Source organism: Ruegeria sp. SAZD011 (assembly GCF_059612545.1).
Genome location: NZ_JBXWQU010000020.1, coordinates 1 through 14385 on the forward strand (window position 1 = coordinate 1; position 14385 = coordinate 14385).

A 14385-nucleotide genomic window follows, 5' to 3' on the forward strand; every position below is an offset into this window, starting at 1 on the left:
GGAAACCTTCTTCTCAGCCATCGCTCTCGCCGCAACCGTTTTGTTCTGGCTATGAAAAAGAACGAGTCTGGAGCCTATGAAGTCTCATTCCTTCTCCACGGTGCCCGATACTCCGAATGGATAAAGATCGGCTACAAAATGGTTGCGAACGAGGAACGCGCTCCCGAGCATTACGCTTGGAAGTTTGAGTTTCGTGTCGAAAAGCAAACAGAACATCACGAACTTTTTGGCGCGGTGAAACGGGTGATCTATTCAAACGCGCTGAAGGCTTTCCAGCAATTGGCACGCGAGGGCGTCAATGGCTAACACAAATCTCAATATCAGCGTTATCGAAAAGCGGATGCTGAAACAGGCGGAAGCGGCGGACTATACCGGCCTGCCTGTCAAACACTTCAAGACGACATGCCCGGTCCAGCCGGTCGAGATGCGCCCCGGCACGGTCCTTTGGGACAAGCGCGATCTGGACAAGTGGATTGATGCGATGAAGGAAGGGGCTGAGATGGCAACGCAAGACGCCATTCTTGACAAGCTGTAATGACGCGGATCAGGGTAAAGGGCTTCAAGATATTCGATGATCGGCACGGGAAACCGCGCTGCTATCATCGCGCCACGGGCCACAAGATCGACCTGGAAAAGACCCCGCTGGGATCGGCCGAGTTTTTCGCGGAATGCGCCCGCATTGCGGCCATTGCCGAGACGAGGAAGGCTCAAGCCCCAAAGCCGGGAACGCTTGGCGGGCTGGTCAATGCCTATTTCCAGACTGAGCACTTTGGCAATCTGGCGGACGCCACCAAGCGCGACTATCGCAAATGCGCTGACTTCCTGCACCCGATCCGCGACACGCCCGTTTCCGCGATCACGACGCCCCTTGTGTCGGGTATCCATGACAAGGCGGCGGGCAAGATCGGCTGGCGGCGGGCAAACATGGTCCGCACCTTCCTGAGCCAAGTTTTCCGCTATGCCATTCCGAAAGGTCTGATCGACCGGGACTATGCGCAAGGTGTTATTCCCAAGCCGCGCCCGAAAGATCGGCCCTATGCCAACCGGCCCTGGACGGTCGAGGAACGCGCCGTTGTGCTGGATCGGGCTGCGCCCCACGTCCGGGTGGCGGTCGCATTGATTATGAACACCGGCCTTGATCCGTCCGATGCGCTCAAGCTGACCCGTCGCCAGATCGACGGCAACACGATCTGGGGCGTCCGGGGCAAGACGGCGCATGAGGTCGCCATTCCTATCGGCCCGACGCTGCAAGCCGCTCTGGACGCTGCACCGGCCCACGACGCAGTGACGATCCTTGCCACGTCCACCGGGAAGCCCTGGACCTACAACGGATTTTCGACGGTGTGGCACCGCTTCAAGAAGAAGCTGGAAGCTGAGGAAGCTGTGCAACCCGGTCTGACCCTCAAGGGGCTGCGGCATACCGTGGCCACGACGCTACGCGAGGCGGGGCTTGAGGAACGCCAGATTGCGGACCTGCTGGGGCAGAAAACCCCGTCGATGGCCCGTCACTATTCCCGGTCCGCCAACCTTGCGGACCGCAACCGGCTCACGATGGAAACACTCGAAAAGGAGAACGAACGCCGATCAAAAGTTGTCAAACCCTTCACGAAAACTGTCAAACCCTGAAAGGCTCAAGAATGAATATCGAGCAATATCAAGAGTTTGAATGGTGCCCGGGGGCGGAATCGAACCACCGACACGAGGATTTTCAAGACTTGTGTTTATTTTAAAGCGTTGATTTTAAATGGGTATTTTGGGCAAATTTGAGGTGTGCGATAAACTGTGTGATGCGCTTTGGCTGCGCTGGCTTGGGAAAACACTGTGTTCAACACACTAACCTGAAACACTGTGCTTGAACACACTTTCAGCAACAGTGTTTGGAAAACAAGTGCTGGCTTTGGGTGGTTATAGCGGACGTTCGACAAGGCACGGGAGTGTGGCCGCTTAGCGGACGAAGCGGTCCTCGAATTGCCTGCTTTGGAGCAAGTTCTCGCGTGCAGGAATGCAAAGCGACGAAAAGCGAGCTTTCATTCTGGCATGGCCAGACTGCGTGAGTTAGCCTTCGTCCCCAAGGGAAGAGAGAATGGAACGTAGGCTTTCGGCAATTCTCGCGGCGGATGTTGTGGGCTACACGCGCTTGATGGGTGCGAACGAAACGGGCGTATTGACCGCGCTGCGTTCACATATCGAGGACCTTATCGCTCCCCTGGTTTCTGAACATGGCGGGCGCATCGTCAAGCTGATGGGTGACGGTCTTCTGGTCGAATTTCCAAGTGCCGTAAGCGCTCTGCAATGCGCAGTTGGAATTCAGAGCGGAATGGAAAATCGCAATGCCGGGACCGCGCAGCAGCAGCGCATCGATTTCCGCATCGGCATCAATATCGGCGATGTGATCGTCGAGGGCGACGACATTTATGGCGACGGCGTGAATATTGCGGCGCGTATTGAAAGCCTCTCAGAGCCCGGTGGGATACTTCTTTCCCAAAGCGCCCATGATCAGGTCAAGGGAAAGGTGAATGGCCAATTTCGCGACCTTGGACTGCAAACGCTGAAGAATGTTGCTGATCCCATACGGGTCTTCGGTTTTCAAACTGATGGCGTAGCCAGGAAGCGACCGCCCCTGCTCAGACGACATCTGGCACGCCGCATCGGTTTGGTGTTTGCGGTTCTGATCCTGATCGCGATCACCGGCGTTGGAATATGGTGGTATCAAGATCAAAATTCTTTTGGGGGGCGTGCGGATTTTCAGCTACCCGACCGGCCCTCAATCGCGGTTCTGCCGTTCGAAACATTCCGAGATGACGAAGACTATCGCTATCTCGCCGATGGCATGTCCGAAGACATCATTACGCAGCTTGCGCGCAATGCCGAGCTTACAGTGATGGCGCGGTCAGCATCTTTTGCTGTGGCAGAGAAAACGAGTGACGCCGCCGAGATTGCTCGACAACTTGGCGTCTACTACTTGCTCACAGGCAGTGTCCGGCGCAGCGGCGATCATCTCAGGATCACGACGCAGTTGGTCGACGGGAAAAGTGGGAGGAATGTCTGGGCCGAAGCCTATGAGAGCACAGCGGAAACCGTATTCGATACGCAGGACGACATCGTCGAACGGATTGTCGGCTCTCTTTTCTCCGAAGTTCGCGAAATCGAAAAGGGTGAAATTCTGAGGCGGCCGCCGGAAACCTTGGACGTCTATGAACTCGCTTTGCGTGGCGTCGCGCGGAAGCATCGGCTGAACCCTGTAGATTCGGAATTGGCTAGACAAGATCTTTCTCGCGCGATCGAACTGGACCCGGACTATGCACCGGCTTGGCTATACCTCGGTTGGGTTGAAGGTATAGCCATTGCCTTCGGTTGGGCTTCGGACCTCGGGCCAGCCGATCTGTCATCGGCGATAGCGAAGATCGAGAAGGCCATTGAAATCGACCCGACGCTGGCGACCGCATTTCAGGCACTTGGTATACTTCGGTCTTGGGTTGGCGATACTGAAGGCGCGCTTCAAGCCGCGAGAAGGTCGGTGGAACTCGGGCCAGGAGATGCAGACAACATCCTGTTTCTAGGCCGTGCATATGCCAATATCGGTGAGTTCGACAAAGCGGTCGAAACAGCGCGGAAGGCTTTCGAGCTGAACCCGATCAGACCCAGTTACTATGATGCTGCGATGAGTCGCGCGTTGTGGGGACAGGGTGAATACGATGCATCTCTAGAGGCCGCGAGCGACTGTCTTGCCAAGACGCCGGGTTATTCAGCCTGCCAAGTATTCCAGGTTGCCAGCAACATTGCACTCAACAAGCCAGATAGCGCATCCGAAGCGGTTCGAAGGCTCACTGAATTGTACCCAACTATGACAATCGGTGTTGCTGTCAGTGGTATGGGCTACGCTGGTGATCAGTCTGCAAATGCAAGGCTTGCCGAGCAACTGAAAGCCGCCGGACTTCCAGATTAAGTAAAAGCAATGCGCCAACAAAGACCGCTTTGGGCTCGTAGCGGTCGATCGCTGCACCGTGTATGAACGACTGCTTTGCAGAAACTGTGACTGAGACCATCTGCGGCATACCTGTCTCTCGTTCGGTCAACCAAAATTCAAACTGGTTTGCTTTTCCAAGCAATGTGGCGATACCGCTCAAATCTGCACGCACAGCGCAAGAAGGCCGTTGCCCGCTACACTGGTTGCAGGCTGGCCTTGGCCGAGCACTGTACCGGCCACCATAGTCGAGCGCAAAGAGCTGATCAGGAATTAGGATCGATTTGCCGTGTGGGATCGCGATTGAGGCATTGTTCCGCGCGAGAATCTCATGAGCCGGAATATAGCGAATGCCGACTCGGGTTGCGCAAATTTCGATGGAGCTGGTTACACATGCCGTGAGGTAGGCGTGCCACCAGTGGCCTGTTGGCCGGACGGTCGGCTCTGCGATCCCTAAATCGGCGAGATGGTCGTGGGCCTTCTGAGACAGGTCATATATATAGGGGTTGAATTCGGCCCGCTCGGTGGCACGTTGTTGCGGTGGCAGGGTGAGATAGCCTCCCGCGCGGAGTTTTTGCAACTGGCGCAGCGCCGTATCCATGCAGCGGTGCGTGTCGCGCGTAAGCTCGAACAAGTACTGCGAGCTCTGCGGGCCGTGACGCTCGATATGCTTGAACCAGCGCAGTTCACGCGCTGTCGGTCGGACAGTACGGTCCGGCGCGACATAGTGGAAGGTCGCACGACCGAGGCGATCCGTTTTAGGCTGTGTCATGATTTCATTTTATACGAACCAGCGCGTCCCAACGCGGTGCTTGTCCTGGATCTCACGATTTTTTCTGTTCTGGGTCCGCTCGGGCAGGTTGCTGTATGTGCCGCCAATTTCGTCAGCGGGTCGCGAGGAGCATGTTCAGTGGCGCATGAAACTGTATCCGGCACGCAACACACAAATCCAATGTGCCGTCACGCGATTGGTCAACATACACCTTTTTGGGGAGGAACCGCTTCCAAGGCATCTTGGAACTGAGAAACCAACGAACCGAAATCTCCAGACCAACGGTTAAAGCTCGTCCGACGGTTCCGTTGGGTCCTTGGGGTGATTTTTGTCGTTCGGGCCGTCCAAATCGCTCTCCACCTCATCGGGCTTCGAAAAGCTTGGCCCCATGGCTTTCTTCAGTTGTTCCCAGCCAATATCGACGCTCCCGTCGCCGGAGTCATTGCGAACGGCCCTTTTTCGACTTTTCGATTGCGCCGATGCTTTTTTCGACTTGGGGTCTGATTGCCGTATGTCCGAGGGCGCGGGATCTCGCCGCCTTCTTTCAGGCTTGACCTCCGAGCCATCCCCTGATGCAGCGGCATTTTCCGGATCAGGCGATTGCTTTGCCTGGACGTCTTTCGTGTCCTTTTCGCCCGTGTGTTGCGCAAAGCCACCATCGGTGCCAGATGGTGTTCCTTCCGGAGCGTCTCGGCGGTCATCTTTCGGCTTTTGATCGTTTTTCCAAGGTTCAGCATATGCCGCGCGACTGCGATCCCGGATCGCCTGCAATTGCTCAGGCCAACGTTTAGGCATCTTCTCAAGCACGAAGAACGGAAAACTCATCGGTACGCCTCTGTCCGTCAATCCTCGGATGAAAGTAATGAAGGTGCCCTTGGGCTGGTGCTGGATTGTTTCGGCGTCTGTGCCCATTTGACCCGAGAGGGCACGGGCATCCCGAGCCGAGACGCCGCCCGCGAGTTTGATGGTTGTATTGGCCTCGAACGCCTCCTGCAGGCCCTGTGAGAGTTGGCCAAGATACTGGTGCGCCATGACCATGCCAACCTTGTACTTGCGAGCCTGGCTCAGGATGATGCCGATATTGGGATCGAAATAGTCCTGTGCCTCGTCGATATAGACCATGACCGGTAGCCGGTCGGATCCAGCAAGCGTGGCGCGCTCCTGGGCAGCTTGGGCAATGAGCGCGATGAAAAACCGCCCGAAGATTTCCGTGCCTTGTTCCTTGAGGAGCGACTTTGCCGTGTTGATGAGGATAAGCTTGCCTTTGTTCATCTCCTCGAACATGTCGAACTTCGATTGCGGGTGAGAGAACATCCGCTCGAAGGTCTGGTTCTCCAGGACACCGTAGATACGGCGCAGCACCTGGGTGCGAGTGTTGGCGAATTCCTTGCTGTCGAACTCGGTTTCGAAAAAACGACGAGGTGTGCCCTCGAGCCGTGCGATCGAAGAACGGTGTATTTCGGTGCCGCCCTGTTCCAACAATTCCCTGAGCGTGTGGATGGTGGCATTGGGAATATGGAACATGAGACGGGTCACGTAGCGGAAGACCACGCTTTGCTTGGCGGTCATGCCGGCCGAAAGCAGCGAACCCAGCACGAAGTCGTAAAGCTCGATGATGGAATTGGTGAGCCGCTCTCGTTCGAGCGGGTCATAATCTTCGAGACGGTCCTGACCGACTGAGAAGAGATTGAGGCAAACCGGGTAATGTATGTCCTCGGGATCAATGAGCACAATCTGATCCGGTCTCAGGATGTCCGCCTTCAGGATCGTGTTGATCATGTCACCTTGGCTGTCGATCACCACCACCGTCTTATCACCTCGGGCGACAGCCTTGAGATCCTTGGCGATGAAGTATTGCAGGGTCTGAGTCTTGCCATGGCCGGAGCCAGCGATGATGTGGGTATGCTCGAAGCGGCGACCCTCGGGAATCGAGAACGGCGTCCTCAACGTAAACAGGTCCTTCAGGTGCGTGCCGCGCAGATAGGTATCGACGACATCGTCGCCTTTGTAGTCCGAAGGAAAGATCGGGTTGGTTCTATGGGTCGCCTGGAGATTGGCATCGAGCCTTTGGCGCAGTGCCTTGAAATGCATGTAGTCGCTGTCGCGGAAAAAAGGTGCGATTACATTTTGCACCGTCTGCCCGAGTGGCTGGACAAACTGTGTAACCTCGACCAGCACGTCTCCTTCGATAGGGGGAACGGCATTTGCGATTGGCGCAAGGGCCTCGGAAATGACGTCGAGTGCCGAGAGTACCATGGTGCGGTCGCTTCGCGCCTGGCCAGTTTTGGCGAGCATGTCACGGTAGCGCGCGCCTTCCACCGAATTGCACAGAGCTGGCGGAGGGGGCACTTCGGGGCTGAGTCCCTCCTGCTCAAACAGCCTGCGCCCCACATCCAAAAGTTGCAGGCGCAAGGATTTGGGCAAATCTGGTGGCCAGTGCCGGGAAAGGGCATCGTCGATCTCTACATCGGTGAGTTCAACAGTGCCTGCCAGCGCATGGGCGTATAGCTTTTCCGTCTCGGCACGGGCGATGCGCTCCAGGCGAGCCGGGCTTTCAGAATAGAGGCGATAGCCGACGTAGGCCACGATCCCGGCTATCGCAATCGGTGTAACAAAAACAGCGATCAATAGAAGCGTGCCGACGATCGCGAAGACGAGGAACAATCCGATCGTGTCCGAGAACGGATCGCGCGACATCAGAATTCGACCACGGTGCGTGTGCCGGTTTCGGCGTTGTCATCGAGCCAGAGTTTCATCTGGGCTAGCACATCGAGAAGATTGTCTTCGTAGATTTTTGCCTGGCTCGGGTTCGCGCACAAAAACCGATCAATGCGCCCATTCATCAGGTCGCCCACCTTCAATTCGAACTTCTCATCCCGATCATCGACCCGTGCGTTGGCTGGTCTTCGATCAAGGAGCTTTATCTTCGAAAGGTTTCGCTGCCGGATGATCTGTTTCTCTTCATGCGTGAAGGCAACCGAAAGATGGACCTCATGATAGGTTGATTTCAGGAGGAGCCCCTTTCGGATGGTGTGGTGGGAAATAGATACCCGCATGAGAAAGCGCCGCAACCAGATCAGTCTACGAGGGGTGGGTGGTCGGGGGAACAATGTATCCGATAGGATTCAGATATGAAGTCACGGGAAATTGCCGACACAAATTGTTTAACAATGTTCAGATCCTTTCCGCAATGTATCCACATACACGATACCCATAGAGGTTGGGGGTATCGTATGGGGCATCATAGTGAAGATTATTCGTTAGGTTCTAGAATATTCAGGTAGTTCTTCAGAGCTTTCGCGCTGTAGAAGGTTTGTCCGGCGAGATCGTATTTTCCGTTGTTCAACGTGAAGACATGGCCGCGATACTCAAGCTGGTTTGCCTTGTTTTCAAGCCGACGAAAGCCATTTTCGTCCAACTGCATAAGTTCGTTTTCCGTGATTAGTTCCGGGACTTTTGTATGGCGTTCTTGTTCGGGCTGAGCTGTATCGAACGACCAACTCCGTTCCTGGCCATCTTGACCGTTGGGTCTGGACGCAAAACTTTGAGGTGCCGCGCCGTTCATGTGAAGCGCCTGTCGGGAAACCTCCAACTGGTCCCTAGCAACCTTTAGGGCCTGTTGACCATACTCTGCAGAGTCCACGGAAGCGCGACCAATTTGGACCAATGCCAAGCAGAGCAGTCCAACTAAGGAAATACCGAGACCCGGTATCAAAGCCATGACAACCTTGAGCTCGTTCATCTGCCCGTATCTGGTCATTTCGGCAACGGTTGAACCGCTCACGAAAGCAAGCCCGCCCCCAGCTAAGATCAGACACCACGCGCAAAAGCCAAGGAAACTGAACAGATTTCGTGCGGCAGCATAGGATTGCATGGCGATTTCCCCTTCTGAGCTACAAAAAAATCATGCAACCCAAGGTAATCGTGAGTCAACTGTCGCTCGTAGTCTCCAAAATGGTAGCAGCTTGAAGACTCAAGCCTCGGTTCTCCTAGCCCATCGCCGCCCCAAGCGTGGTCGATCCACCGCGCATGACAGCCTCTGCCAGGGAAAGTGCCTCGAAAAGAACGGTGTTGCGCGGCTCGTTGTCGAAGAAACGGCGTTTCTTTGGTAACCAGGCCTCGATCTCAGGGTGCCGTTTTACCAGAGCTTCAGCCTCTTCATATTTGTTCGCAAAATCGTGTTCCCGCTTCACGGATACGTCGAGAACATAGTTGTGTTCTGCGGTGCGGGCGATGGCCCCGATGATCTCTTTGGTCTTTTCGCCCTTCTTGGCCGCTTCTTCGGGTTTCTCCGTGACGACCACCTCGGGCTTCAGGCGGTTGATCCATTTCTGGGTCTGCTCGGCTGCCGCGCTCGGCGATTCCGCCGCCTTGCCGGACATGCGCCAGTCCTTGAGCCTGCCACCGACCAAATAGACATATCCAACCCGCCCGGATGCCGCCGCCACCGACAGCATCCTAAGGCCCGCCATGGTCGGTTTCTTCAGCTGCTAATCGATCCCGCAGGCGCTCGATCGACGCCGACCGATTGAACGTCCCAACGAAATTCCGGACATCTTTGGGCAGCGTCCCAACCCGCTTCTGAAGATCACGCCGCGCATCCGCCATGATCATCGAGAACAAGCTCTCGAACGACCGGCCATAGATCAGCGACAGGGTCACTATCTCCGTTAGTGTTGGCAGCTTGCCGCCATGCTCCAGTTCGGAAACCCGTGATTGATGCGACGCCAATAAATGAGCGATATCGCTCTGCACGAACCCCGCCTTGCGCCGCGCCAGACTGAGGTCGAGTGCGAATTCTGTTGTCATATGAATTACTTGGTTACTGATAGAGCCTCAGTCTAGGAAAGATGCGCGTCCCGAACTAGGAGGCGCAGTATCCCCATTTTCTATGTTTCACCACCTTCATAGACAACAAAACCACCAGAGCGGCATGGCCGTGCTCAACGCCGGAAAGGTGAAACCTTTCCGGTGATCGCCATACCGCTCTGGTGGTGCGTCTCGGGTGGTTTTCTATGCTGTTCCTGTCGGAACCCAGGATATCGAATTTTCCATACTGAAAGCTAGACGGTGAGCGATCCAGGCTAAGGATATCTGACCGTTATTGGTGATGACGGCGGCGCAGCAGTTTTCTTTCAGTAGTCGCAGAATCGGCACTGTCCTTATCACTCATCGCCTTCAGGTTCGTGCCAACGCGCAAAAACCAATCTTCGTGCTCGATGACTGGCTTGATCTTGGCTCCAAAATAGTCAAGGATTCCGGTAAATCATGCATTTCATTGGGAAACTTCATGTCGGACTCACCTGTGCTACGAGAAATTTCTCGCTGGTCAATTGAAGCGAAAGACGAAGATAGCTCAGTCTACTTTTTCCACTTTGGCGACGTTTCCGATATCGAAGACGGCAGAAAGAACTATGTGATAGGGCGCAAAGGGACCGGGAAAACCGCGATTGCAGAATACCTGCACAATCAGAAGTCCTACAACCAGTTCTCGCGACTGCTTTCGTTCAAAAACTTCCCTTTCAACTCGCTGTATGGGCATGCAGACGATGCCTACAACCGCCCCAATCAATATATAACCCTCTGGATTTATGTGATTTATCACTACATTTGTTCGATGCTCGCGGAAAACGAGCTAGTCAGAAGCAGATGTGGATTCGACCTACGGAAGTCATTTGATTTCGACGTTCAAGGTGCGCTTGCTCGATCAGTCAAAACAATCACAAGCCAAAGTTACAGCCTCAACTTGGCGGGATTTGGTGGCGGCTTCCAATCTGACGGAGAGTCAGCGGAATTTGACTATGTTAAGGCAAACGAAGCGATGCGGGAGTTCATTCACTCCGTTATCGATGACAGTGAGTACTATGTAATTTTTGACGAATTGGACGAAGACTATCGGGATGTTCTCAACCCTGACAGAAAGGATTCATATTTTGAATTATTGATCAGTCTCTTCAAAGCAGTTCAGGTTATCAGGGCTGAATTTGCAAACACCGACATCAACATTCGGCCGATTATTTTCTTGCGAGACGACATCTTTGACCTGTGTCGGGACGTTGACAAAAACAAATGGCTAGATCGTGCGGTGACACTGAAATGGGATGAAAGTCAGCTGCGTGAACTGGTGCAGTTCAGACTCTCAAGGGCGATCCAAACCACCACGGGCGAGACGGTTGATGTTTCCTCTGCTTGGGACGAGGTGTTCGGTGTCCGCAAGACCAGCATTGGGTCTTCAAGGCGAGGCTCAATTGACACATTCAAGTTTCTGACTAGTCGAACGTTTCTGCGTCCGAGGGATATCATCAGTCATGTTAGAGAGTGCGCAAAAGTCGCGCTATCAAGAGGTAATGAAAAGATTAACAACATAGACATCAAAGATTCAGGATCCGGGCACTCGGCATACATGCGCCGGGAGGTAATTGATGAACTTTTCCCTGTTCTCGACGATGTAGCTGAGATCCTTGGAGTGTTGTCAAGGATTAGGAAGCCAATCTTTACCAGAAAAGAGTTCAACGATAGGTATCGCGAGTATTTGAATCAGAACTCATCTAGCAACAAAACTCTGACTGAAAGCCAAGTCCTAAAGCTGCTTTTCCATTTCAACGTAATTGGAAATATCACAACCGGAAACCACCGGGTATTTGCCTATGACAGTGACGTAAAGGTCATGAACATGGACGAAAATATCTGCGTCCATAATGGACTGATACACAGTTTGGATATTTTGTAGGTGCTTGGAACTCAAGGAAATCCAAAAACATCACTTTGCCTGGAAAAAACCGCCCCTCTTTTGGGGCGGCTTGATCAGTATTCACCAGCGAGCATGATGGTCAGGACCCGGTGGGTAAGAGCTTCGTTGGCCGGATTCTCCGATCCAGCGGTCAGCGTCGGATCGTAACAATCGATCTTCCAGAAGATCCGAGCGCCATCGACTTCGACCGCGCCGAAATCGTGCTCGCCCCAGGGATCGTTGTCCTCTGAAAACTGGTCAAAGGTCCGAACCGCCTGAACCGCCTTCAGCACGAACTCCGCGCCAAATGCCTGCACCCCGCTCGTCACCATGACCGAGCCGTTGCCCAGTCCGTCGCGCCGGAACCTGTCATTGAGCTCGCGGATCGCCTGGCGCGGTACAGCCCCGTCGAGGCGTTTCCAGACCAGCGTCGTCTCACCCTCGCAGGCGTGGCAATGCGCATCGTCGAAAACGTTCTCCAGCTCCCAAAGCCCATATTCCGGGTTCCAGCATGCCCAGGCATCGAGCGCCACCCGTTCCGAGCCGCAGCTCTTGCAGACCGGCACAGCGCCAATGTCGCCGACATCATCATCTTGCATAATTCCCATAGTCACCTCCTTTTCGGGTGCGCAGGTCGGAATGACCCGCGCCACCCGGAGAGAGGCGACCTGGGAAGGAACGTTCTGGTGCAATGATAGCTCGGAGTGGATTTCCGGCTAGGAGCCGGGGCATCGGCGGAAGCGATATCCTGGTGCAGGCTGGCCGGTGAACTAGGGTCGCGGGGTTCGGCATCGGACAATGGCCGGATGCACTTCAATCCGGATCACGTCACCACGCTCGGCCGAGCGCATTATCGCTATGGCGATTTTTCATTTGGCATCCGCCTCGCCGACCGGCTCATGCATCTGTACATCATCGGTCAGACCGGCACCGGTAAATCCACCTTGCTGGCCAACCTAGCGCGACAGGACGCAAAGAACCGCATCGGCTTCTGCCTCGTCGACCCTCATGGCGATCTGGCCGAAGGACTCAGCCGAACGCTCGATACGCCGCACATCTACTGGAATGTCGCCGATCCTGAGAGCCCCTTAGGATACAACCCGCTGACCCGCGTTGGTGCCGACTATCGGCCCCTGGTGGCCTCGGGTTTCATCGAGAGCCTTAAGAAGCAGTGGAAGGACGCCTGGGGCGCTCGCATGGAGCACCTGCTGCGCTACGCCGTTCTGGCGCTCTTGGAGCAGCCCTCGGCCGATATCCGGGAAATTGGGCGTCTCTTCGTCGAGAAGGATTTTCGCCGTTCGGTGGTGGCCCGCGTCACCGATCCGCAGGTCTTTGCCTTCTGGACCAAGGAATACCCCAACATGAACTACCAGACGGCGGTCGATGGCGTCGCGCCGATTGCCAACAAGCTCGGGGCGTTCTTGGCAAACCCAACCTTGCGCAAAGCGATCTGCGAACCAGAAGAGCCGCTGCGTTTTCGCCGGATCATGGATGACGGGCAGTGCCTGATCGTCAATCTCGCCAAAGGCCGTTTGGGCAGCGACAACGCCAATGTCATGGGTGGCCTAATCGTAAGCAGCGTTCTCAATGCCGTCTTCACCCGGCACAACCTGCCGGAAGATGACCGCCGCCCCTTCTTTCTGTACATTGACGAATTCCATTCCTTCACGACATCGGTTTTTGCCGGAATGCTGGCTGAGGCTCGGAAATACGGGCTCGGGCTTGTCCTGGCGCATCAGCATATCGTGCAGACCGATCGTGAGGTGTTCGAGGCAGCCACCGGTAACGCCGGTAGCTTGGTGGTGTTTCGCCTTGGCGCGCAGGACGCCCCAACCTTTCACCGGCAACTCGGAACCGTGGAAATCCCCGATCTGGTTAATCTTCCGAACTATCGGGCTTTCATTCAGTTGATGGTGCGCGGTGAGCGGGTTCGCACCTTCTCGGCCACGATGGACCCGCCGTTGCAGTGATCGGATGCAGCGATATCTGTGCGCCTAGGACCGTGGCGGCATGGGCGTAGAATGGGCTTCGGACATCGTTCCTTTCCCAAACATCAATGGAGACAAGCCATGACGCTCATGCTGCACGCGGGCGCAAGCCCGCTTGACTATGACGGCCTTCGCCAGTTGGAAACACCGGAGGCGACACAAACCCATGTGCCGATTCCACACCACCGCTTGGTGGACGTGGTCCGGCTCACCCTCGGCTTCTACGGCCATACCGTGGAAGAAGAACACCACGGGGTGACGCCGGATGGAATGCGGTATTTCGGGGTGTTGTCGCTTCGGAGCACCTACGGCGACTACACCGACACGGTGGGTCTGCGAAACAGCCACGACAAGACCTTCCCGATCGGCATCTCGTTCGGATCAAGGGTCTTCGTCTGCGACAACCTGGCCTTCATCGCCGATCATGTCGTGCGCCGTAAACACACAGCGCAGGCCAAGCGCGATTTGCCCGGCCTGGTCGGCGATCTGATTGAACCGCTGGCGGACCAGCGTGAAGCCCAACATCGGGTGATCTCGCGCTACCGGTCGGCGAACCTCTCGCAGTCGCTCGTCGATCATGCCGTCCTGGAGCTCTACCGTGCCGAGGTCATCACCGTGACCCGCATCGCGTCGGTGATGGAGCGCTGGGAGAATCCGCCCCACGATTGGGGCGTGAAGACCGCCTGGCGACTCTTCAACTGTGTGACTCACGCGTTGGAGGGCAGGATTGCCGAACAACCGGCGCTCACAAGCCGGTTGCATGATGTGATCGATGCGACATGCCTCAATGGCAATGCTACAGCTAGTGCTGAACTGGCGGCGCAATAATGCGCTCTCAATGCGGCCCAACACCGGGCCGCATTTTCTATGGTGATACGATATCGCTTGTGGTCGTTTGTGGCTGCCTATGCCTGTATTCCGTGGTCCGTAG

The 14385-nt window shown here is 55.4% G+C and carries 14 protein-coding genes; 7 read left to right on the forward strand and 7 right to left on the reverse strand.

What is annotated here, in order from left to right:
- The 4 genes from AC2FLM_RS06345 to AC2FLM_RS06360 form a co-directional block, all read left to right on the forward strand.
- Nucleotides 1-306, forward strand: a 306-nt coding sequence (locus AC2FLM_RS06345) for a hypothetical protein (RefSeq protein ID WP_496856615.1), incomplete at its 5' end; no start/stop codon positions are given.
- Nucleotides 299-535: a hypothetical protein gene (locus AC2FLM_RS06350; RefSeq protein ID WP_496856616.1), complete on the forward strand. Its 237-nt coding sequence runs from the start codon at nucleotides 299-301 to the stop codon at nucleotides 533-535. The genes AC2FLM_RS06345 and AC2FLM_RS06350, both read left to right, overlap by 8 nt.
- Nucleotides 535-1626: a tyrosine-type recombinase/integrase gene (locus AC2FLM_RS06355; protein WP_496856618.1), complete on the forward strand. Its 1092-nt coding sequence runs from the start codon at nucleotides 535-537 to the stop codon at nucleotides 1624-1626. Before AC2FLM_RS06350 ends, AC2FLM_RS06355 begins: the two co-directional genes overlap by 1 nt.
- A 457-nt stretch (nucleotides 1627-2083) precedes the next feature.
- A complete protein-coding gene (locus AC2FLM_RS06360) occupies nucleotides 2084-3946 on the forward strand; it encodes an adenylate/guanylate cyclase domain-containing protein (RefSeq protein ID WP_496856620.1) in 1863 nt (620 codons plus the stop codon).
- Here the strand turns inward: AC2FLM_RS06360 and AC2FLM_RS06365 are convergent.
- The 6 genes from AC2FLM_RS06365 to AC2FLM_RS06390 form a co-directional block, all read right to left on the reverse strand.
- Entirely contained in the window at nucleotides 3864-4736 is an 873-nt protein-coding gene (locus AC2FLM_RS06365) for a replication-relaxation family protein (RefSeq protein WP_496856622.1), read from the reverse strand. The two genes, AC2FLM_RS06360 and AC2FLM_RS06365, sit on opposite strands and share 83 nt — an antisense overlap.
- A gap of 285 nt (nucleotides 4737-5021) precedes the next feature.
- Nucleotides 5022-7433, reverse strand: a complete 2412-nt coding sequence (locus AC2FLM_RS06370) for a type IV secretory system conjugative DNA transfer family protein (protein ID WP_496856624.1) — start codon at nucleotides 7431-7433, stop codon at nucleotides 5022-5024.
- The gene (locus AC2FLM_RS06375) at nucleotides 7433-7792 is read right to left on the reverse strand and encodes a hypothetical protein (protein WP_234222070.1); all 360 of its coding nucleotides are present in this window, start codon (nucleotides 7790-7792) and stop codon (nucleotides 7433-7435) included. Before AC2FLM_RS06375 ends, AC2FLM_RS06370 begins: the two co-directional genes overlap by 1 nt.
- Nucleotides 7793-7989: 197 nt before the next feature.
- A complete protein-coding gene (locus tag AC2FLM_RS06380) occupies nucleotides 7990-8610 on the reverse strand; it encodes a hypothetical protein (protein WP_234222069.1) in 621 nt (206 codons plus the stop codon).
- 115 nt (nucleotides 8611-8725) lie between these two features.
- Nucleotides 8726-9193 carry a hypothetical protein gene (locus AC2FLM_RS06385; RefSeq protein WP_234222068.1) on the reverse strand — a complete coding sequence of 156 codons (468 nt, stop codon included), beginning with the start codon at nucleotides 9191-9193 and terminating at the stop codon, nucleotides 8726-8728.
- Between the two features lies 1 nt (nucleotide 9194).
- Nucleotides 9195-9545: a helix-turn-helix domain-containing protein gene (locus AC2FLM_RS06390; RefSeq protein WP_234222067.1), complete on the reverse strand. Its 351-nt coding sequence runs from the start codon at nucleotides 9543-9545 to the stop codon at nucleotides 9195-9197.
- Between the two features lie 301 nt (nucleotides 9546-9846).
- On the opposite strand from AC2FLM_RS06390, the gene AC2FLM_RS06395 reads away from it, so the two are divergent.
- The gene (locus tag AC2FLM_RS06395; protein WP_234222066.1) at nucleotides 9847-11466 is read left to right on the forward strand and encodes a P-loop ATPase, Sll1717 family; all 1620 of its coding nucleotides are present in this window, start codon (nucleotides 9847-9849) and stop codon (nucleotides 11464-11466) included.
- Between the two features lie 74 nt (nucleotides 11467-11540).
- Here the strand turns inward: AC2FLM_RS06395 and AC2FLM_RS06400 are convergent, their stop codons facing one another.
- Entirely contained in the window at nucleotides 11541-12074 is a 534-nt protein-coding gene (locus AC2FLM_RS06400; protein WP_234222065.1) for a DUF3768 domain-containing protein, read from the reverse strand.
- A 198-nt stretch (nucleotides 12075-12272) separates the two neighbouring features.
- On the opposite strand from AC2FLM_RS06400, the gene AC2FLM_RS06405 reads away from it, so the two are divergent.
- Both AC2FLM_RS06405 and AC2FLM_RS06410 read left to right on the forward strand, forming a co-directional pair.
- Nucleotides 12273-13436: a type IV secretory system conjugative DNA transfer family protein gene (locus AC2FLM_RS06405; RefSeq protein ID WP_496856628.1), complete on the forward strand. Its 1164-nt coding sequence runs from the start codon at nucleotides 12273-12275 to the stop codon at nucleotides 13434-13436.
- A 99-nt stretch (nucleotides 13437-13535) separates the two neighbouring features.
- Complete coding sequence (locus AC2FLM_RS06410) at nucleotides 13536-14282, forward strand: DUF932 domain-containing protein (RefSeq protein WP_496856629.1); 747 nt, start codon at nucleotides 13536-13538, stop codon at nucleotides 14280-14282.
- The last annotated feature ends 103 nt before the right edge of the window (nucleotides 14283-14385 follow it).